The 21,191-nt window shown below is 50.3% G+C and carries 18 protein-coding genes; 10 read left to right on the forward strand and 8 right to left on the reverse strand.

Annotated elements, in window-relative coordinates:
• Window positions 1-5 precede the first annotated feature (5 nt).
• Window positions 6-932 (forward strand): hypothetical protein, encoded by a 927-nt coding sequence (locus AAA857_RS01055; RefSeq protein WP_338172188.1) that lies wholly within the window; start codon window positions 6-8, stop codon window positions 930-932.
• On the opposite strand, the gene AAA857_RS01060 is transcribed toward AAA857_RS01055, so the two are convergent.
• Together AAA857_RS01060 and AAA857_RS01065 are read right to left on the reverse strand one after the other, a co-directional pair.
• On the reverse strand, window positions 915-1,580 hold the full coding sequence (locus AAA857_RS01060) for a triose-phosphate isomerase (protein ID WP_338172190.1): 666 nt from the start codon (window positions 1,578-1,580) through the stop codon (window positions 915-917). The genes AAA857_RS01055 and AAA857_RS01060 overlap by 18 nt on opposite strands.
• Window positions 1,581-1,641: 61 nt before the next feature.
• The gene (locus tag AAA857_RS01065; RefSeq protein ID WP_338172192.1) at window positions 1,642-2,646 is read right to left on the reverse strand and encodes a sugar phosphate nucleotidyltransferase; all 1,005 of its coding nucleotides are present in this window, start codon (window positions 2,644-2,646) and stop codon (window positions 1,642-1,644) included.
• A gap of 171 nt (window positions 2,647-2,817) precedes the next feature.
• Here AAA857_RS01065 and sucC point away from each other — a divergent pair, with 171 nt between their 5' ends.
• Window positions 2,818-4,026: an ADP-forming succinate--CoA ligase subunit beta gene (sucC, locus tag AAA857_RS01070; RefSeq protein WP_338172194.1), complete on the forward strand. Its 1,209-nt coding sequence runs from the start codon at window positions 2,818-2,820 to the stop codon at window positions 4,024-4,026.
• A complete protein-coding gene (gene sucD / locus AAA857_RS01075) occupies window positions 4,026-4,949 on the forward strand; it encodes a succinate--CoA ligase subunit alpha (protein WP_338172196.1) in 924 nt (307 codons plus the stop codon). Before sucC ends, sucD begins: the two co-directional genes overlap by 1 nt.
• 1 nt (window position 4,950) lies before the next feature.
• Here the strand turns inward: sucD and AAA857_RS01080 are convergent, their stop codons facing one another.
• Entirely contained in the window at window positions 4,951-7,734 is a 2,784-nt protein-coding gene (locus tag AAA857_RS01080; RefSeq protein WP_338172198.1) for a DEAD/DEAH box helicase family protein, read from the reverse strand.
• A gap of 6 nt (window positions 7,735-7,740) precedes the next feature.
• Window positions 7,741-9,285, reverse strand: a complete 1,545-nt coding sequence (locus AAA857_RS01085) for a hypothetical protein (protein WP_338172200.1) — start codon at window positions 9,283-9,285, stop codon at window positions 7,741-7,743.
• 162 nt (window positions 9,286-9,447) lie between these two features.
• On the opposite strand from AAA857_RS01085, the gene AAA857_RS01090 reads away from it, so the two are divergent.
• The 3 genes from AAA857_RS01090 to AAA857_RS01100 all read left to right on the forward strand — a co-directional run bounded on the left by AAA857_RS01090 (window position 9,448) and on the right by AAA857_RS01100 (window position 13,466).
• Entirely contained in the window at window positions 9,448-10,464 is a 1,017-nt protein-coding gene (locus AAA857_RS01090; protein WP_338172202.1) for a phytoene/squalene synthase family protein, read from the forward strand.
• A 121-nt stretch (window positions 10,465-10,585) separates the two neighbouring features.
• Window positions 10,586-11,884 carry a phytoene/squalene synthase family protein gene (locus AAA857_RS01095; protein WP_338172203.1) on the forward strand — a complete coding sequence of 433 codons (1,299 nt, stop codon included), beginning with the start codon at window positions 10,586-10,588 and terminating at the stop codon, window positions 11,882-11,884.
• Between the two features lie 58 nt (window positions 11,885-11,942).
• Window positions 11,943-13,466, forward strand: coding sequence for a YdiU family protein (locus AAA857_RS01100; protein WP_338172205.1), 1,524 nt, complete (start codon window positions 11,943-11,945; stop codon window positions 13,464-13,466).
• Between the two features lie 31 nt (window positions 13,467-13,497).
• On the opposite strand, the gene AAA857_RS01105 is transcribed toward AAA857_RS01100, so the two are convergent.
• Together AAA857_RS01105 and AAA857_RS01110 are read right to left on the reverse strand one after the other, a co-directional pair.
• Window positions 13,498-14,673 carry an acyl-CoA dehydrogenase family protein gene (locus AAA857_RS01105; RefSeq protein ID WP_338172207.1) on the reverse strand — a complete coding sequence of 392 codons (1,176 nt, stop codon included), beginning with the start codon at window positions 14,671-14,673 and terminating at the stop codon, window positions 13,498-13,500.
• Window positions 14,674-14,739: 66 nt separating this feature from the next.
• On the reverse strand, window positions 14,740-15,927 hold the full coding sequence (locus tag AAA857_RS01110) for a WD40 repeat domain-containing protein (RefSeq protein ID WP_338172209.1): 1,188 nt from the start codon (window positions 15,925-15,927) through the stop codon (window positions 14,740-14,742).
• 118 nt (window positions 15,928-16,045) lie between these two features.
• Here AAA857_RS01110 and AAA857_RS01115 point away from each other — a divergent pair, with 118 nt between their 5' ends.
• A complete protein-coding gene (locus AAA857_RS01115; protein WP_338172211.1) occupies window positions 16,046-16,567 on the forward strand; it encodes a DUF5611 family protein in 522 nt (173 codons plus the stop codon).
• 10 nt (window positions 16,568-16,577) lie between these two features.
• Window positions 16,578-17,723 (forward strand): tyrosine--tRNA ligase, encoded by a 1,146-nt coding sequence (locus AAA857_RS01120; RefSeq protein WP_338172213.1) that lies wholly within the window; start codon window positions 16,578-16,580, stop codon window positions 17,721-17,723.
• A gap of 2 nt (window positions 17,724-17,725) precedes the next feature.
• On the opposite strand, the gene AAA857_RS01125 is transcribed toward AAA857_RS01120, so the two are convergent.
• Complete coding sequence (locus tag AAA857_RS01125; RefSeq protein WP_338172215.1) at window positions 17,726-18,583, reverse strand: hypothetical protein; 858 nt, start codon at window positions 18,581-18,583, stop codon at window positions 17,726-17,728.
• Between the two features lie 106 nt (window positions 18,584-18,689).
• On the opposite strand from AAA857_RS01125, the gene AAA857_RS01130 reads away from it, so the two are divergent.
• Window positions 18,690-19,478, forward strand: coding sequence for an electron transfer flavoprotein subunit beta/FixA family protein (locus AAA857_RS01130; RefSeq protein ID WP_338172217.1), 789 nt, complete (start codon window positions 18,690-18,692; stop codon window positions 19,476-19,478).
• Window positions 19,479-19,487: 9 nt separating this feature from the next.
• Entirely contained in the window at window positions 19,488-20,420 is a 933-nt protein-coding gene (locus tag AAA857_RS01135) for an electron transfer flavoprotein subunit alpha/FixB family protein (RefSeq protein ID WP_338172219.1), read from the forward strand.
• On the opposite strand, the gene AAA857_RS01140 is transcribed toward AAA857_RS01135, so the two are convergent.
• A complete protein-coding gene (locus AAA857_RS01140; RefSeq protein WP_338172221.1) occupies window positions 20,421-21,188 on the reverse strand; it encodes an MBL fold metallo-hydrolase in 768 nt (255 codons plus the stop codon).
• Window positions 21,189-21,191: the final 3 nt, after the last annotated feature.

The raw sequence follows: 21,191 nt of genomic DNA on the forward strand, positions 1-21,191 counted from the left end.
GTGTTATGACCGTTGATGGCGGTCGTCGCCATATGTCAACAAACATTGACCATTGGAGTAAAACCAGTTTTGATTTATTTTGTAAATGCCCTCGAGCGTGGGCTGTGGCCTATGGCAACAAGAAATCCTCCTCAACATCAACAGCGAGTAGAGGAAGACCAACCCACCGACTCTCAGACCTCGCCATCAGGGCCGCTCGCAAAACACTATTGGAAGAATTGAGCGACCTTTACAACAACAAAAGGTGGACTGAACCTTACACATTGCGCCGGATTAAGGCCCATATGGATGAACAGGTGTGGACGCATCGAATTCGCACAGATTCTTTGATTTTAGAAGGTCTCACCGCCCAAATTTCCCACCGACTGAAACGTCTGAGGCAAACTGATCTACTCAAGCCCATATGGGCAAAAGAACCTCGGAGATGGGCCTTCTTTGAGCGAATCAACAGCATTCAAATCGGTGGTTTGAACCTTTACGCAACTCCCGACATCGTCGTTTATCATCAGCATAAGTGGACCCTCTTTCGGCTCAGATTTCAATCAGGCCATACGCTACCAAGCCGAGATCTAGAAGACGCGTTGATGGTACACTGGGCCATGCATCAACGCGGCCTACCCGACAGAGTGGAAGATTTCAGAATTCGAACCCTCACTTGGGTTGGAGGTGAATGGATTCAAGGAGATGTGCAGGCCAACTCCAACAGTGTCCGAGATGCATGGATGATGCTTCAACATGATTTGTTGGAGATGAATTGGATGAAACGGTGGATCTCTGCTGACCCAACGATGGAGAGCCTCCCTCTTGCAAGGCGTGAAAGCGATTGTACCGGGTGCAGGTATCGCCCGACCTGCCCAGCATCCAAAGGTTTGAAGAAGGCCAAAAAGGAACAAGAACTCCGCCAAATCAAGGGTTCAAAGGTAGGCGATTAGGTCGTTCAGAACGGCGTCGACATCGCTCGCTTTCGTCACTCCGCTGGCGAGTAAAACGCCCTCTGCTCCGAGTTCAAGCGCTGTTGCAACATCCGTTCCGTTCTTAACGCCTGCACCACAAAGAACCCTTACAGCAGGGTTGACGGCTTTCACAGCAGCAACCGTGTCGCTAACAATTGCAGGGTCAGCACTTGTGACTGAGATGTCTCCCCCGATAAGTTCCGGAGGTTCTACGGCGATGTACGTTGGCCCTAATTTCGCAAGTGCCTTGGCCTCTTCAACATCGGCTGCGCAAGCACAAACTGGAAAACCTTCTGGCAGCATCTCCAGAAGATTTGCTACATGTTCAAGCGATACCTTGTGCTCTGCATGATTGATGAGAGTGCCTTGTGCGCCCCGAGAACGTGCGGTTTGTGGTTCAAGCCATCCAGTGAAGCCACCGAGTCCCACTGGGTCAAGATGCTGCGACCAGACTTCAACTGAGGATGAAGCGGCTGACAGCGCATTCAAATCAAATGCAGATACGGCTGCAACAAGGGTAGCTGGGCCCTCACTAAATCGTTCCATTGCTTGAAAAAGGTGTTCGGCAGCCTCGCCTGAAGCACTTGAATAGGTCTTGAAATTCACAACAACCAACGGTTTGGACATAATCATCCGTGAACAATGGAGGATTTGAGGTTTGATACTTAAATCTACGAAACCAAGCGATTCATTGGTTTTCACTGCGAGGCCATTGGCCGCCATCCAAGACGGTCCCTGATGGAATGACTGAACCATGGTCGACAACAACACCTCTCAACGTACAGTTGGCACCTATGCGGGTGTCTTTTCCAATGAGACAGGCATCAAGGGTACAATCATCGCCAAGGTGGACGCCTGACAAAAGACTGCTCTGGTGAATGCGCCCCGTCCCTAAGTGGCATGATTTTGAAATCATTGAATCCGTAACTGCGGCTGATGAAGGTGCATCCCCTTGTTCGTACCAACTGGATGAACGAACCGTGCCGTGATTAAACCGTTCATGTTCAATGCATGCTTTAGCACCTTGATTCCAAGCAGTAGGAGTTCCTGCATCGATGAAATATCCATCAAAATCTTGCCCGCTAAGCAAGCCCTCTTCGGCCAGTTTTGGAAAGACATCGCGTTCAATAGAATGCTTTCCTTCAGGCATCCAATCAAAGATATCGTCATTGAAAATGTAAGAGCCAGCATTGATGAGATTTGAAAAGACTTCATCGGGTTGAGGCTTTTCCTTAAACCGTGTGATACGGTTATTATCGTCAATACCGACGATTCCAAAACGAGTTGGGTCTTCAACTTCCCAAAGGCCGAGTGTACCGACTGACTCGTTCTTTTTGTGGAGGTCAAGAAGTTCTGATGCGTCCAATGAAGAGATGATGTCCCCGTTAAAGCAGGCAAAGGTACCGCTGACAACGTCGCGACAGTTGCCAAGTGCACCACCCGTCCCCAACGGCTTGTTCTCGGGTACGATACGAACATCAAATGGAACTTCATGTTCGTCAAAATAGGCTTCGATCATATCGACCTTGTAGCCTCCTGCGACAACGACTTCATCCACCAAATCCGAGGGTAGTGAACTCACCACGTGTTCGAGGAGGGTGCGGTCAAGCATGGGCAAAAGTGGCTTCGGGACACTGTTGGTCCATGGACGGAGTCTGGAACCAACACCTCCGGCGAGAACCACGACCTGCATGGCTCGCCGTCCATCCACTATGCTATGAAGGCCGCGGCCCTTATTCCCTCATCGAAAGAGAAAATCGTCGCTTCTTGAATCATCAATGCAGCCCGTCCTCTCCTCAACCGGCTGACGATTCCATCAAAGTATTGAAAGACGGCCTTCCATTGGTTGAGTTTGGAGAGCATTATGAACATTCACGAATATCAAGGAAAAGCCCTACTCAAAGCACATGGCGTACCTGTGCTTGAAGGCGTGCACTGCACCTCTTTGGAAGAGGCGTTGAATGCTTACGACACCCTCGGAAGTAAAGTCGTAGCAGTAAAATCTCAAATCCATGCAGGTGGAAGAGGAAAAGGTACCCTCTACAACCCAGAAAACCGTGAACATGTGATGGACGGAGGCGTGAAAATCGCCTTTTCAAAAGATGAAGTTCAAACCTATGCAAGCAACATCCTTGGAAATATCTTGGTCACCATCCAAACGGGAGATGAAGGAAAGGTCGTCAACAACCTCTATGTTGAGGCTGGATGCGACATTGCCCACGAATATTACCTTGCTATTTTGGTAGACCGTGAAAACAAAGCTGTTCTCATTATGGCCTCTACCGAAGGAGGAATGGATATTGAACACGTCGCTGAAACCACTCCTGAAAAAATACACAAAATATCTGTGGACCCAAACGCGGGCCTCCTCGGCTATCAGAAGCGTGACCTTGGTCTGGACCTCGGACTCCAAGGGGCTGCCTTGAAATCCTTCATGAAATCCTTGACATCAATGTACAACATGTTCGTCAGCAACGATTGCGCCATGGTTGAGATCAACCCCCTAGTGAAAACTGGAAACGACCAAATTGTTGCGTTGGACGCAAAGATTTCCTTCGATGAAAACGCCGAATTCCGTCACAAAGCATGGGACGAACTTCGTGACCTATCCGAAGAAGAAGATGTTGAGATTCGGGCCAAGGAAACTGGACTCTCCTACGTCAAACTCGACGGAAACATAGGATGTCTTGTCAACGGTGCTGGTTTGGCCATGGCTACAATGGACGTCATCAAACTCTACGGAGGAGAACCTGCTAATTTCCTCGACGTAGGTGGCGGCGCAAATGAAGAACAAGTCAAGACAGCCTTCTCAATCATTCTAGAGGACCCTAATGTCAAGGGAATCCTTGTCAACATCTTTGGTGGAATCATGCGTTGCGACATCATCGCAAGAGGCGTGATAGCAGCAACTGAAGCTCTGTCTTTGGACGTACCGTTGGTGGTCCGACTCGCAGGTACAAACGTTGACGAAGGAAAAGCAATCTTAGCCGCATCGGAACTCAACATTCATCCCGCAGATGACCTCGCAGAGGGTGCTCAGCGAATTGTGGAATTGATTGGAGGTGTTGCTTAATGGCTATATGGATTGAAGAGGATGCAAAGGTACTGGTGCAAGGAATCACTGGAAAGCAAGGAATGTTCCATGCTGACAAAATGGTCGAATACGGAACCAACATTGTCGGTGGATGCACCCCTGGGAAAGGTGGGCAAACGGTTGATTTGCAAGGCAAACCCTATCCGGTTTGGAACTCAATGTTCGAAGCGATTGAAGCGACCGATGCAAATGCAACGGTCATTTACGTACCGCCACCGTTTGCTGCAGAAGCCATCATGGAAGCAGCAGATGCTTTTGATACCGTCAAGGGCGAAGGTGTGGTCGTTTGTATCACAGAAGGAATTCCGACACTTGACATGGTCAAAGCCGTTGCTTATGTTGAAAACCGACCTGGTGTTCGCTTAATCGGACCAAACTGCCCCGGAATCATCACCCCTGGTGAAAGTGGCGGTGCCAAAATTGGAATCATGCCGGGCCACATTCACGCTAAAGGACGAATCGGAATCGTATCGAAATCTGGAACGTTAACCTACGAAGCGGTCGCTCAAACCATGAGCATCGATGAAGGCCAGTCCACATGTGTCGGAATCGGCGGAGACCCCATCAATGGAACTGGATTCATCGAATGCCTCGCTGCATTTCAAGCGGACCCACAGACAGCAGCGATCGTTATGATTGGCGAAATCGGAGGGAATGCCGAGCAAGAAGCAGCAGCATGGGCAGCTGAAAACGTCACGAAACCCATCGTTGGATTTGTCGCAGGTGCAACGGCCCCTCCGGGCAAGAGAATGGGCCATGCCGGGGCGATTATCTCGGGTGGAAAAGGAACCGCAGAAGAGAAATTTGAAGCCTTTGAAGCAGCAGGAATCGCTTGTGCAAAGGACCCATCCGAACTTGGAGCAGTCCTTCTAGAATCCCTAAAGGCAGCAGGATTACGCTGAGTCAGAGATAAACATCTTTCAGATGAAGGGAATGATGAGAGACGAGGTCTCCATCTCTTGCTTGCTGAAGCAATTGCTTCCCTTCATCACTGTGAACATAAACAGCATGCCCAGGACTTACATGTGCGTTCCATTGCGCCTCAAACCACTTTGCATGTTGTTTCTTTCCTGCGAGGCATGAGGGCACTCTGTGATACATGACGAGTTCATTGCGCCCCTTTCGGAGGTACTTGGCCAACATTTCGGGAAGGAGTTTTGACAGGAACGTCTCATCAAAGAATACTGAACTGCGACCAATGATGTATCGTGCATCTTCCAATCCTCCAAAGACCTCACTCAGGGCCTGAGCGAACATATCGGATTCCTCCTGTGTACATCCTTCAATGAAGTAGCGATACCAGCCTCCGCCCCGTTCACCTCCGCCGAGTTTACTTCCACGAGGGAGCAGTCCTGCGTCCCACATAGCATTGGCTACGGCGGTGATAATGGAACGGTTCAATGAAGCGTCAGTCCACGGGTCAGCATGCTTTCCGAATTGGAACCCAAGTCCACCGCCATCTCCTGATGAGCCCGGCTTGAATTCCAACGACTTCCGGGATTCTGCTGAAAAGGGCTCACCTATGCCCCACATCGTTCGAGTCTCTGGGCGTCGGCGTGAGCGTTCAAGCATTTCCTGATTCAGAACTGCCATTCCTTCGTTGATTCCTTCGGGTTGGAGTTCAGTAAAAGCGGCATGGACATGACCCACGCCTTTCTCTATAGAACCATCGTCGCAAACACCAAAGAGATTGGTGTGCTTCTTACGGAACCGGTCATAATCATCAAATCCCTTGATGAATTCTTCAGCCAAACAAATGACATCCCAATTGTTGGCCACTTTGTTTGGCCATGTCTTGTCAAGGCGCATCGAACGGCCTCGGAGTTGATTGATACTCATGCTCGTCGTTACCGTTGTAAGGTCGATGAGGACATTGATTCGGGATGCATCCCAACCTTCGCCCAACAAGCCACGGGTTCCAATCAAACACTTTGTGAAACCCTCTTGGAAGAATTCCGTAACCATTGTAGAATAATATCGGGGCGCCCAGTCTGCCCCTGAACCGTGAATGTGATGGAATCGCCCCAAGGGTTCATCCCTGAATTCAATGCTGAGTTCGCGTTCAGCGACCCATTGACGGGCTTTGATGAGAAATCGCTCACTTACGTCGTCGTCGATCAAGAGGGTACTGCCCGTCATCAAAACAGGGTCAAGTTGGTCTCCAACTTCGCACTCTACAAGCGCCTTGAATACGCCAATGGCACCACCGGCCTCATCATCATGAATTCCTTCAATGAGGGCAGTAGAAGATGTCTTCTCAAAATCTGTTACGACCACACAACGTAAAGCCGATCCCATTGATTCAAATTCAACCTTCAAAATCTCAGAAAGTGCAGATGTTTTTTCCGCAGCATAAGCGAGAATCCGACTGACAGGTGATGCGCATGGCCGAGCTCCACTTTCAGTGATCTGATATCCAAGCAAGCGAAGCCGGTCAGTCACGTCTTCAGCCAGTTGATGGTCTGCTTCATGTTCGGAACGACGTAGTCCAAACCGTACGTATCGGTCCAACAATGGTCGCAAAAGTACGATCTCCGGCGAGGCTTCGTTAAAGTCGTTAACTCCCACCGCAACCCTCGGAACACCTTTGGGTAAATTGCGTCCGATGCGAGGAAGGTAAGCACGGGCAGCTTGAGAAAAATCGGGAAGGGTTTTGTCAAATTCTCTCCAAGAGAGTTCACCTCGTCCGGGAATCGTTTTTGATTCAAGATTTGAAAACAGCCAATCCGGGAACGGTAAGGCTCGAGAAGTATCTTCACGAACTTGGGAGATCTCATCGACAACTGATAAAAATGAACCATCGGCCTCGCTTATGTAAGCCAATTCCTTGGCTGAAGGTCGCACAAAGTAGCACAAATCTTGGTATGGGGCTAAGTTGGAATCACGGACCAATGCCGGTGTTGGGACCTCATAGTCCACATCACCAAGAAGGTCCGAGTAGTGTTGAGCATCTTGTACAGCCTCAGGGTTTGGAGGAGTTGCTGTCAAGCCAAGAATAACAGGATCGTCAAAGGCATCTTTGAGTTCAACCAGGACCTTCCCCCAATGCTCGGTAAGATGGTGGCATTCGTCGAGAATAATGAGGCCGATGTTCGCTTCTTTCAGCCGTTCGATGGCTTTGAGTGAATTCGCATTGAGCCAGGACATGCTACCGCTGACTTCCGACATCGCATCTCTTGCTTTCTTCCGAAACCCTTTCATTTGCTTTTCATAATATGATGTGTTTTTGGCGCTCAAATCCTCAATCCATGCTTGTCCAGAAGCTCTATCGATGGCTTCGCCCATTTCCATTAACTTCTCGATCCACAGTTCCGTTGCTGCCGCTTCCAAGTCGTCACCCTTTGTGCGAACCATTGTCAGCGATTGATAGGTAAGGGATGTAAGCAGTCCAGGTACTTGAGAGGACAAAACAACTTCTTCCTCCCTCCCATCCAAATCAAAAAGAGATGTACGGGCCACCCATTGTGCTTGAATTGCAGAATTCGGAGAAAGAACAAGGGTGGGGAGACGGACGAGGTCAGCCCAGACATAGAGGCCGAGTATCGTTTTTCCTGAACCGGGAGGAGCCACAATGTGAAGTTGCTTTTCACCAGCATCAAGTTGCTTTTTGATGATCTCTGACGCAGCAATTTGTGATGGTCGGAGCTTCCCTGAAAATCCGATGTTACCAAATTCTGAGTTTGCCATTTAGGCTCACCCTATCAGCGAGGCGGACCGCGCTTTGGACCACCAGGAGGGCCGCCGCTCTTCTTTGGACCACCAGGAGGCCCGCCGCTCTTCTTTGGACCGCCAGGAGGACCGCCGCTCTTCTTTGGACCGGATGGACCGCCGCCCTTCTTTGGACCGCCAGGAGGACCGCCGCTCTTCTTTCGGACCGCCAGGTGGACCGCCGCTCTTCTTCGGACCGGGTGGACCGCCGCTCTTCTTCGGACCGGGTGGACCGCCGCTCTTCTTCGGACCGGGTGGGCCGCCGCTCTTCTTCGGACCGGGTGGACCGCCGCTCTTCTTCGGACCGGGTGGACCGCCGCTCTTCTTCGGACCGGGTGGACCGCCGCTCTTCTTCGGACCGGGTGGACCGCCGCTCTTCTTCGGACCGGGTGGACCGCTGCGGGTCGGGGATGCTTGTGTTTCTGGTTCTTCTTCCTCTTCTTCGAATACTGCGCCGCAATGTGGACATGTTGGATCGCTGTCCTTCACGAGGCCATCGCAAATCTCGCAGGCGAACATATCTTCTTCAGGTTCAGCCCCAATCTTCTCTGTTTTGCCGTCTTTAGAACGGAACATGGACACTGCACACGTCAAATCATACCCTTTGAGTGCAAGTTCGGTTTGAATTGCATGTTCAAAGGCTTGAGTCAAATCCTCAGGGGTATCAAGGACTCTTCCGTCGTCAACATAGGTCACATTTACTTCAAAGAGACCATCATTCAATTTGGTTTGAGGTGCTTCAACTGCAACGCCTCGCTTTCGAGCAACCCGTCGAATGGCCACTTCAGATATGCGACGTAAAAGGGCGTCGTTTGGAGCATCGGCTGATGTTTGACCGATTCCCGCAGCCATGATTTCTGCTGCAGGGTTATTGGCCTCATTCCCACCACGAAGATGAGATGGAAGCTCTCCACCTCCAAGGTTAGCGAGAACACTGGAGGCGGGAGATTGATTCATCGAAAGCCATTGACTTCTGCGTTCATCCTTGACGGCTCGCTCTGCTTCTGCAAGGCGGTTAACCATAGCGTCGGTAGGCGATGCTGCAGGGTTTTGAGCAATTGTTGTCCCTCCGGGATTCATTGGAGACACGTTTCCGTTATTGACTGGAGCTGCCCCACTGGCAATTGATGGCCCACGGGGTAGTGTAGGCATGTCGGAGACGGGCGCCACATTGGAACGTTGTTGTGGTTGCTGTTGTTGAGGAGGGAACTGCGTTGGAGGGAAATTACCTTGCATCGGTTGGTTGGGATATACACCAGGGGGAAGGTTCTGGTTTTGTTGGATTCCTTGAGCCATTCCTTGCAACTTGTCTTGGGGAATATGCCCCATTTGATTCAAGTTGTTTTGTTGTTGCATTCGTTGCTCCTGCCCTGAAACTGGGTCAAAGGAACGCTGCGGTGGAAACGGCGGTAGGTTTTGAGAGGGCGGTGGATTGAATCCACCAGCCATGGAATTGTCTTGACGAGAGCCGCATTCAGGGCAAAACATACTGTCATCGGGGATGACCACTGCACATGAGCCGCAATTCACACGTTCCCCTCCTAGGCCAACGCTTGGGCGACCCTTCCTAAAGGATTCCGACAAATCCCCCTTCTTTGCGTCGTTCCTTCGGCATCTCCGGTCGATGCACATTCACTTTCAAACACATACGTTCATTCGCAAGAGCGGGGTGCATCGGAAAGAGGGGAGCACATGTCAGTCTTGATCAATCCAAAAATCAACAATTTGCTCGAGACAACCTCCCGTTCTTTTTATCCAACATTGAAATACCTGCCCAAGAAGATTCGTGGACAAATTGGTTTGTTGTACCTTCTCGCACGGGTTGCAGATACCATTGCCGACTCCAAACACGGCGAAACTGAGGTGCTATTGGACCTCCTCGGAAAGTACAATGACGTAGCCCAAGGTCGTTCCATGACACTTCCCGATTTCACAGAACTTGCAAGCATACAGGCCAACGAGCATGAGGCAAAACTCCTCCTGAGCGTTGACGATGTTATTGAAGGACTCAAGGACCATGGCGAAGCAGACCAACAACGAATCCTGTCCTGCTTGGACATCATCATTGGAGGGCAAGTGTTGGACCTACAGCGGTTCGGAATTGCGAACGAAGGCGGCACGATATCTTCGCTAACGAATGACGCCGAGTTGGACGATTACGCATTCCGAGTTGCCGGGTGTGTCGGCGTATTTTGGACTGAAATGTCACTAGATCACCTCATGAAACTACCTCCAAAAGAGGAGAAGGTTTTTCGTGAAAAAGGAGTGCGTTTCGGAAAGGCATTGCAGATGATTAATATCCTGAGAGACATACCAGAAGACCTTCGTTTTGGGAGGTGCTACATCCCGTCTGAAACACTGTCAAGGCACGATCTCAAACCAGAGGACCTAATGGATGAAAAAAACTTGGAATCATTCCGCCCCGTCTATGACGCCTATCTGGATTTGACCAACGAGCATCTTGAGGCAGCAATTGATTACATACGAATGATTCCTGAAACACAATTTCGTCTCAAGGCATCAACAATGCTACCGGTATTGATTGGCCAGCGAACGGTCACACTCCTCAGAACGGGCAACATCCTCAATTCAGACGAACGGATCAAAGTGACTCGAGATGAAATGAAAACCTACGCCAAGAAGTTGCTCCGAGCACTTTTCATACCCGGGGGCGTTCGCCGGCTCCTCGAGAAAAACAAAGATAACTAATACTCTATAGAAAATAACTCGCTAAGTGACTAATTACTCACATTTGATTTTTTGAGCCTTATTATTTGCACCTCAAAGAGGAGGTCTCATAAACAAGCGGCGCGAGGGGGCAACGGTTAGGATGCTAGAACGACGGAAACCGCTCGACCTCCTCTTCCCCCTCAAGGGAAACGCTTCAACCCGAAGCGGTGAGGAAGAAGTCCAGCATCCGGGAACCCTTGAGCGATTGCGCGCCGGTGTCACACTGGCCCGTGATGCTGTGAAAGCAGTAAGCCTAACAGCAATGGAAGCCCTGCGGGAAGGAGCATCATACATCGGAATTGTCGGAGAAAAGAACGAACTCGTTGACCCGTTTGAACACCTTGACGCTCCGATTTGGTCAGAACGACCCCCTGCAGAACTCCTCAAACTCGCATACGGCTACTGCGAAGAGTTGACCATGAGGGAGGCTGGAAACTTCTACCATTCGTTCAAGTACCTCCCAGACGAACAACGAATGTCAATGTGTGCCATCTATGCATTCTGCCGCCGTGCAGATGACATTGCAGATGGCGACTGGGCAGACCGGTTCCCTGGAAGCCAAGGCGAAATGGATCCCGAAGCAGTATCCTACCGTAGCGAACTTGAGGCGTTGCAAAATCAGGGAACCATTCTCGATCAAGACGCATACCTCAACAAAATCACACAATTGTTTTTCTTCCGAAAGAAACTCTCCACCTGCTACAATGAGGTCTATTCCACCGACCCAGTATTCCTTGCGCTAAAGGACACCGTTGGCCGATACAGCATTCAACGAGATGTGTTCGATGATTTAATTTCGGGAATGGAGGACGACCTTTACAACAACCGATACAGGAGTTTTGATGAACTCTACATCTATTGTTACAGAGTTGCTTCCGTTGTCGGACTCATGTGCATAGAAATCTACGGATATGAAGACCCACGGGCAAGGAAATTTGCAGAATCGTGGGGTATTTTCATGCAACTCACCAACGTTCTGCGTGATGTTGGCGAAGACATTCAACGAGACCGAGTCTACCTGCCTTTGAATGAGTTGGAACGCAATGGCATGACAGAGGCCGAACTTGATGGTAAGATCGTCCTCAACAAACATTGGGAGCCTTACGTCCGCAGCTATGCAGCACGAGCCAGAACTTACTTGGAAGAGGCAAGACAACTGCTGCCTCTTCTCCCACGAAGGTCGCGATATTCACCCGCCGCTATGATTGCGTTTTACGACAAGATTCTCCGACAAATTGAGAAGCAACAAGGAGACGTATTCACCAAGCGAGTAAAACTCAACAAGGTGCAGAAAATATCACTTGCCGCTGCTGTATATCTTCGCCACCGATTCCTCCCTTCCTTCTTGGACCCGGTGTGGGGCGCTCTAGCCCGTGTCGGGATCTTGCCTTCAGTTTGAACTACTGAAGAGCACCGACGAACCACACGTTCAAAACACGGGCCATCTTGCTAGGAGCATGGCCACGTTTGAATCACTGCAGTGGCTAAGCCGATTTCTAAAAGAGACTCCAGGCGACTCTGAAGTTGGGGGGAAGTCTCGTCAAGTCCCCAATGCATGTTGGTCACGAGTCCATCCATCCCCTCCTCCATCGCCTCAACTCCAGATGTGGTCGGAAGAGATGGGGTTCAAATTGGGACTTGCGCGACCGGATGGGCGTGTTTTGGGAGGCGAAATAACGACGCCAGGAATGGACCCCTACGCTCAACGTTACGGAGGACATCAATTCGGCTCTTGGGCGAACCAACTTGGCGATGGTAGGGCCATTACATTGGGAGAAATCCAGTTGGCCGATGAGGTCGTAGAATTGCAACTCAAAGGAGCAGGCCACACACCTTACTCGCGTTTTGCTGATGGTAAAGCTGTCCTTCGCTCGTCACTTCGCGAGTTCCTTTGCAGCGAAGCAATGCATCACCTTGGCGTACCAACCACCCGAGCACTCTCTTTGGTTACCACAGGAGAACAAGTGGTTCGTGACGTCCTTTACAACGGCAACCCAGCCCCTGAGGCCGGAGCGGTCGTATGCCGAGTAGCCCCCAGCTTTCTTCGGTTTGGAAGTTACCAAATCCATACGGCGAACGGTGACCTTGAGACACTGAAAGAACTCGTCCGTCATACCCTGAAGAACCACTTTCCAAATCATTCTGGAGACGATGATGCGGGTCTGATTGCCTGGCTAACACATGTTGCTGAGCAAACAGCGGAAATGATTTCGCATTGGATGCGGGTTGGATTTGTCCACGGGGTCATGAACACGGACAACATGTCCATTCACGGATTGACCATCGATTACGGCCCCTATGGCTGGTTGGAAGATTACAACCCTGGGTGGACACCCAATACAACCGACGCAGGAAGAAGTAGATATTGCTACGGCCAACAGCCCCAAATCGGAGCATGGAATGTTGCTCGACTTCTTGAAGCGATGGTCCCAATGATGGATGAACCGGAACGCCTCCACGAAGTGTTGGAAACGTATACCTCTAAATTTGAACAACTCCACAACACCATGTGGGCTAACAAACTCGGCCTTGACCTATGGAACGATGGGGATGAAGCATTAATTCGTGACTTGAATGCTTTACTGCAAAGAGTTGAAACGGACATGACGATCTTCTTCCGCCTCCTCTGTTTCATTGAACGGCCATCAGTTGAACTTCTGGAGGAGGCATTCTACGAACCTTCGACAATTCCAAGAGATGATTGGGATGAATGGCTTCTGCGCTGGTGGGAGCGGGCAAACAACACCCCAGATCGAACCACAATGCTTCAGAACAATCCAAAATACGTATTGAGAAATTGGATGGCACAACTTGCGATTGATGCTGCAGACAATGGAGACTTCTCCATTGCAGAGGAACTCTTTTTAGTACTCAAAAAACCATACTCCGAGCAACCTCAGTACGAATCCAAGTGGTTCCAAAAGCGCCCAGAGTGGGCTCGACATCGCGTTGGTTGTTCGATGCTCTCGTGCTCAAGTTGAAACACGTCCGCTCAGGAGGTGGAAGCCGAAATCAAACGGTACGGGTGAAGGCTTGGATCCCTGTGATGTAACGGCCAAGTATGAGATTGTGGATGTCATGGGTCCCTTCGTAGGTTTTAACCGACTCAAGGTTGGCCATGTGTCGCATGATTGGATATTCGTCAAGGATTCCGTTTGCCCCATGAATATCACGAGACACGCGCGCTATTTCCAATGCGATGTCAACGTTGTTCATTTTCGCCAATGAGATTTGTTCAGGGAACCAAGTTCCATCGTCTTTCTTCTTACCGAGATGATAAGCAAGAAGTTGCCCTTTCGTGATTTCCCTCAGCATCCATGCAAGTTTGTTTTGAATCAGTTGATACGATGCAATGGGGTGGTCGAATTGAATCCGAGTGAGAGCATAGGTTTTCGAACTGTGGAAGCAAGCCATGGCCGAGCCAAGAGCGCCCCAAGAGATTCCGTATCGAGCGTTGTTCAAGCAAGAGAACGGCCCACGAAGACCTTTGACATCCGGTAGCATTCGGTCCTTTGGAATTTTACAATCCTGGAATACGAGTTCGCTGGTGACGCTTGCTTTCAAAGAGTGCTTCCCTTTCATTTCAGGAGCGGTGAATCCTTCGTCACCCTTTTCGACAATAAAGCCACGAATGACTCCGTCAAGTTTCGCCCAAACCACAGCGACGTCTGCAATGGTTCCGTTGGTGATCCACATCTTGGCCCCGTTGAGAAGGTAATGGTCGCCTTTGTCCTCAGCCTTGGTAATCATGTCACCAGGGTTTGAACCATAGTCGGGTTCCGTGAGTCCGAAGCACCCAACCCATTCGCCTGATGCCATCTTTGGGAGGTAATACTCTTTCTGCTCTTCACTTCCGAAATCCCAGATAGGATACATGGCAAGAGACCCCTGAACGGAGGCAAAGGAACGCAGTCCACTGTCTCCCCGTTCTAGTTCTTGACAGATGAGCCCGTATGCAACATAGGAAAGACCAGGGCATCCATAGCCTTTGAGTGGGGCGCCGAGAACACCCATTTCACCAAGGGCTACCCGCCATTCGTCTAGAAACACACCGTCTTCGCAGGCTTGCTCGATTTTTGGAATGACCTCTTCGTCCACCCACTCGCGAACTAAATCCCGAATCATGATTTCTTCTTCGGTCAGCAGGCTTTCTATATCGTAGAAATCTAGTCCTTCAAACGGCTCCATGGCTGTCTCCCTCAACCTCATGGCTACGCGCGTGCTTCATCAACATAACCCTTGAGCCGTGAAGGATTACTTGCTTTTATTCTTGGGAAAACGCCATGCTTTGTATTTGCGTTGGAGCCAAGGGCTGTTCATGTAAACAAGACCAAGGATGACACCCGGAACCGAAACCGCCACCGCCCCGAGCACGAGGACTGTCATGATGTTTCCATCCACTTCTTCCAGGAGCGGAGAAAAGGCAATGATGTTGCCAAATTCAGTCACCATGAAACCTTCGTGCATGCCGTTTTCCCAAACCACACTCATCGTCCTACCAGCAATTACAGAATCCCACTCAGCGGCATCTTCCGCCATGAGGACCGTGAACGCTTCGCTGGTTTGTGGCTCATGCCGAATCAGCGAAAATGGAGCCATGTGGACAAGACTGGTTCCACCGTGCCCCACAGTTACATCGGTTTGTTCGCCAGAGGATAAATCAAACATCAATGTTGGTTCCCCGTAAGATTGACTGGCATCAATTGTATTGATGCGGAGAGCTTTGCTACGGAGTCCACTTGCAAAGGCAACGCATTCATTCAATGCAGAATCTGAACATTCAACGCCGACCCAAGTTTCGGTTGTCGTTCCTGACATCCAGGTCAACTTGTGATCTCTGTCGATGACTGCAATACCGTCTTCAAGGCTAGAAGCAAAGCATACGTTGTAATTGGGATTCGGGTGACAGGAAATATCTGTGATTCGGCTGGTGCTGGTGGAATTAAGAGATTGGAATCCGATATGCTCGGCAAACTTCCAGAGCATTCCATCCTCAGAACCAACGTAAGCATAGTCCCCTCCGGAACGCCAATCAACTGCTGACAGGTCGTAACCCATCACTGAAAAGGAATCGTTGACGAACGTGATTCCATGGTCGTATGTATCGTAACGAAGAGCAAGGCCTTCATCTCCCATCATCAGTGCTGTGTTTCCACGAGGATGCCATGCAACATCCTGCACCGTGGACGTTCGCCCTGTTAACAATTCAATGTCCTTTGAGCGGTCATCAGCACCGGTTGCAGAAAGAAGTCGCGCATAACCCTGGGCACCTGCAATAAGAACTGAAGCCCCGTCAGGAGAAACTTCGCCTACTTTGATTCCCAAATCTGTTTCGCCCAAGACGCCAGCATCGCTCAGCTTAATTCGCGTAACCGCTTCTGCTGAAACCGTAGGGATGAGAAACAAAAAAAGAACGAAAAGTGCAAACTTGCGTACGCCCATACCTCCACCCACTGGCCCATCTATGAAAATCTCTCCGACGAGGTAGGCACCCTCACTACCGCCTGATTTCAGCAACTTGGACGGTGATGCTTATGTCAAAAGGGTGCTTCGCCAAACCATGGAGCGATTTGCTGTTAAGAGAGGCGTGCAAAAGACGATGGGCGGAAATGCAGGGTTAGCGAAACTCGCAACCCAATATTTTGAAGACATCAATGTAGACGCAGATGGCGTATTTACTGGCTCATACGGGCTTTTGGTCATGGTCCAAGGCTCCTTTGACTCAACCGGCAAACTTGCCGTTGATGTTGAACAACTCAAAGGAAGCGCTCTTGGCGAATTCTTAGAAGGAGAAAACGGTCGTGAGATGGCCATGGAATCCCGCCGAAGGTGGTCTGGATTTTTGGACGACGCCACAGGATATTCTGCAAAACAACGTGGAGACAAGGCTAAGGAGGAAGCAAAGAAGTTCTCAAAGGCTAAATCCGCTATCAAAATGGCTCACAAGGCCATGGAATTGATGGATGTCTCCCCGGAAACTCAGACCAAGGCCCACGAACTCATCGAAAAGTTGCAAGGCTTGATCGATGCAGAGACTCCTCCGTCAGAAGGACAAGTCAAGAAACTGAACGACCTCTTCTGAGGGTGATTCCATGACGGCTGAGAATCCATTGGATGCTTTTAGCGAACGGATTCCTGCCATCGATGAATTGTCTCCGGACAAGAAAGACCGACTGGGGTTGATGGTCGGTCATGTTGACGAAGTTGTGGGACTGGAACACCTTGTGAAATGTTTGACCGAGGGAACTTCGAGGTCAGGAGATGACGTAGTACAATGCTACGTTGGTTTTGAGCCAAGTGGAAAGGCTCACATCGGTTGGAAAGTTCTGTCCTTGCAGTTGCGTAGAATGCTTGACGCTGATACAAATGTGTTGATCTTCCTCGCCGACTGGCACGCATGGGTGAACGATAAATTCGGGGGCGACATGGAGGCGATCCAAACCACAGCCAGCTACATGGAAGATACATTCAGAGCCCTTCTTGGTAATCCACCCGAAGGAACAGGCCCTGGACAACTCCAATTCAAGTGGGCTAGCGAAGTGATGGAATCCAGTGAATACTGGGCCCGAGTATTGCGCTGTTCTAAGGGAGCCACACTTGCGATGGTCCGCAAGACGTTTACCATCATGGGCAGAGATGAAGCATCCTCTGACCACGACCTTTCCAAATTCTACTATCCCGCCATGCAGGCTGCAGATATTTTTGAGATGAACATCGACATTGCGATTGGAGGGATGGACCAACGAAAAGCCCACATGTTCATGAGAGATGTCGCCTCAAAATACGGGTGGGAAAAAGCGACCTGCTTGCACACACCCATCATTTCCTCACTCAAAGCCTCGGGCAGTCGAATGGAATCGTTTGATCATAAAATGTCAAAATCCGACCCATCAGGCTCATTGCTCCTTCACGACACCCACGAACGGATCCGTAAGAAAATGCGAAAGGCTTACTTGGACCCAGAAGACCAACAATCGCCCGTTTACGAACTCGCAGAATACATTGTATTACCTGAATTTGGTGAAATCGTAGTGACCCCTGACCCTCGGTTTGGAGAACCAAGCACCTGGACCACCCTTGAAGCGTTCAAAGAAGCCGTCACCAACGGCACCTTGCATCCCCTGGATGCGAAATTTGGAGTTGCGGACGGACTTGCTAAAGGGTTGGAATCAGTTGAAGCCTACTTCGAGGGGAACCCCGAAACCCTTGATGCCGTCACTGCCCTCATGCAAGGATAAACTTACTTACCCTCTACAATCGGCAACGGTTCAACACTGATGACGTCGATTGAAAGCAAACGACGCGTGTCTTTCGCAAAGTTCCGGGTTGGAATAGGTTGTACTCTGAGAATGCCGTTAATACGCATGAAGGATGAACTCTCGATGTCTCCAACCAAGTCATCAGCCAGCGTGCCGATGAGTTCGAATTTTGTTGAGCACTGAAGGAGATGGTATTCTTTATTGTAACTGATCTGCCTCATCGAAATATCCTGGACGTCCTCATAATAGCACTCGTCGGTCAACATGCGGAAATTGGGCCGCGGATAAAAATGAGTCAATGGGATGCCTTTTGTCTCAATTCCTTCAATCGATTTTTGAAGACAGATGCGGCATACATTTGGACTCTCACGTTCTCGTGCTCTGCGTTGCTCAACGATTGTTGAGGTCCCACAATCCTTGCACTTGTAGATGGCAGACTTTAGCCAACCGTATGGATGGGACACGTGGGCTATTTTCACATCAACTGAGAGAAGTTTGTCCCGGTCGCGCATCCGTAGTTCGTCCATGGTTCGATGGTAATTCGTACTCAAATTTACAACTCGGACAATCGGCCGGGTCAGGACTCCATTTTGGTCAAATTGTTCTTTCAGTACTTTATCCCCCATTGAGAGCGTTCTGGCTGGATTCAAATGGAATTCCGTTTTGAGAACATTGTCCTTTGACATGACATCGTGTTGAACTTCAAATCCAAACACGTTCATCTCAAGGCCTTCCAAGTTCTTAATTTCAGGCAAATACTCCTCCTCAAACAATGTTCGCCATGCTGCGAGGACTTGCTGGTCTTTCTCACCGAGGTCAATGGGGTCGTCTGCTGACATGGAATTTTACCCCTATGTTGAGGGTTCATAATCTTGGCGGGTTAACCCGTAACTTCGTGGGCTTAAATCAGCCACCTTCATCTCATATGCAGTGGTGACAAGGTTCATGAATTGGATGCCGGTGGTTCATCCATCCGTACACGGAGGAGTGACCCATATGCCAAACATTGTTGTCCTTGTAAAGCAAGTCCCAGATACCAACGCCAAGATAGCCATCAACGGCCAAACCGTTGATTTATCAGCCGTGAAAATGGTCATGAGCCCGTACGATGAATTCGCCCTCGAGACTGCCTTACTCCACAAGGAAGCCGCCGGTGGAGAGGTAACAGCCCTCACGGTAGGTGGACCCTCTGCGGAGAAAATTCTCAAGGATGCAAAAGCCATGGGCGTAGACAACATTGTTCGAATTGAATCATCCGATTCAATGGACACCAATGCTCTACAAACCGTACTTAAGGAAGCCATTTCAGGCCTTGGTGCAGAAGTGGTTTACTGCGGTAAATCCGCAGCCGACACAGGCGCTGGCTCAACCGGACCCGGTGTTGCAGAACGCCTCGGATGGTCCTCTGCCTCGAACGTAATCTCTGCAAGTTTCGATGGCGGTCTTTCGGTCACATCTCCCGGCAAAGGCGGCAACGTCCGCCTCAGCGTCCCTCTACCCGCAGTTGTATCGTGTGACAAGGGAAGTTTCAAAGTTCGAAAGGCCAACATTAAGGGCATCATGCAAGCCAAGAAGGCTGCTGTTGATGTTCGTGCAATTGAAGCCCCTCCTTCTACCGCTACCGTGGTGAACCAATCCCTTCCTCCCGCTAAACCTGCAGGAAAGTCCTACCAGGGCGGCGAGGCTGCCGCTGAAGTAGCACAACTGCTCCGGGACGAGGCCAACGTACTGTGAAGTGATACCATGAGTGAAACGATTGTAATTGCAGAAATGAACAACAACACCATCCACCCGAGCACTGCTGAACTTGTCGCAGCTGCTTGTGCACTTGGAGCAGAACCAACCCTCGTCGTGCCGTGCACCGACGCTGGAGCAGCAGATAGCGCCGCTTCTTGGACCGGAATATCGAGCTTGATTGCGGCCAAATCCACAGCCTTCGAAAATTATGATGCTGCTGGATGGGCATCCGCATTGGATGCAGTCATGCCTCAAGGAACCATCGTGACCGGAGCATCGCCTCAATCCAAAGATCTCGCAGCCCGCATCGCGGCTCGCCGAAACCTTCCGGTCGTACAAGACGTGGTGAAGATTGATGGAAATCAGGTAACCTCTCCAGTCTACTCTGGAAAAGCCATGCAAACCGTAGCACTCGGCAGTGCAAGCGTAGTTTCTGTTCGCTTCAATGTGTTCGCCCCCGTCCAAGAAGGAGGACAAAACAGCGTTTCTGTTGTTGACACAACTGGAGATGTTGCAACCTCCGTCCAAGAATTCATGGCTCGTGCATCTGAACGCCTCGACGTATCCGAAGCAAATATTGTCATCTCAGGCGGACGAGGTATGGGTTCACCTGACAACTTCAGTCACCTTGAAGCCGTTGCAGACACCATTGGGGCTGCAGTCGGAGCATCACGTGCTGCAGTCGATACATGGGAAGCGATCCCCCACTCAATGCAGGTCGGTCAGACAGGAAAAACAGTCAACCCTAACCTCTACATCGCAGTCGGCATCTCTGGAGCCATCCAACACCTCGCTGGAATGCGTTCCTCCCGTTACATTGTCGCCATCAACAAAGATGCTGACGCACCAATTTTCAAGCACGCTGATTACGGAATTGTTGCGACCTGGGAGGAGGCACTTCCAGTTTTACAAGCTCAGTTCCAGTCAATGATGGGCTGATCAGGCGTACTTGCCAAAGCCGTACACGCCACTTCCAGCCTGGTCGCCAACGAACGGGTTCGATGCGCGTTCTTGACCAATTGTCGTCAAAGGCCCGTGTCCTGGATGGACGACTGTATCCAAATCTAACGGCCACAATTGCGTGTGGATTGAGGATGCGAGCAGGTCAAAATCTCCCCCTGAATGGGGAATGTCCGTTCTGCCTACCGAACCAGCAAACAGCGTATCTCCAACAAAAACATGATTCGCCTCATCGTTCACTTCGATAAGCAAGCAACAGCCACCAAGTGTATGCCCGGGTGTATGGAGTACCTGAAGAGCAATTGAGCCAAAAGAGTGCCATTGTGATGCAACTAAGGCGTGGTCCGCTTCGGCTGGCTCCGGCAATTGGAGTCCATAACGCATCCCCGATTTTTTCGCCAATGTTTGCAGCATTGTATCGTCAGGATGTAGAAACCAATCAACGCCATAATGGGCCTTGAGGACTGGAATGAAACCGCTGTGGTCAAAGTGCGCATGTGTGTTGACCAAAGCAACGACTTTTCGCTTTGGTATTCCTGCATCAGAGGCTTCTTCCAACGTGCTCGGGCCGGTTGACCAATCAGGGCCGTTTCCCGAAAAAGACTCGATCCAATCGATCAGACGTTGGGGTTCATCACCACCGTCGATAATGATGGTATCACCTGTTTTTGAATCAGTAACCACCGAACAACGCATTTGAAGCGGCCCAACAAAGAAATTCTCGATCCAAGGATTCGTAAGGGCCATAGC

Origin of the sequence: Candidatus Poseidonia alphae (assembly GCF_943787815.1) — an archaeon.
GTDB lineage: Archaea > Thermoplasmatota > Poseidoniia > Poseidoniales > Poseidoniaceae > Poseidonia > Poseidonia alphae.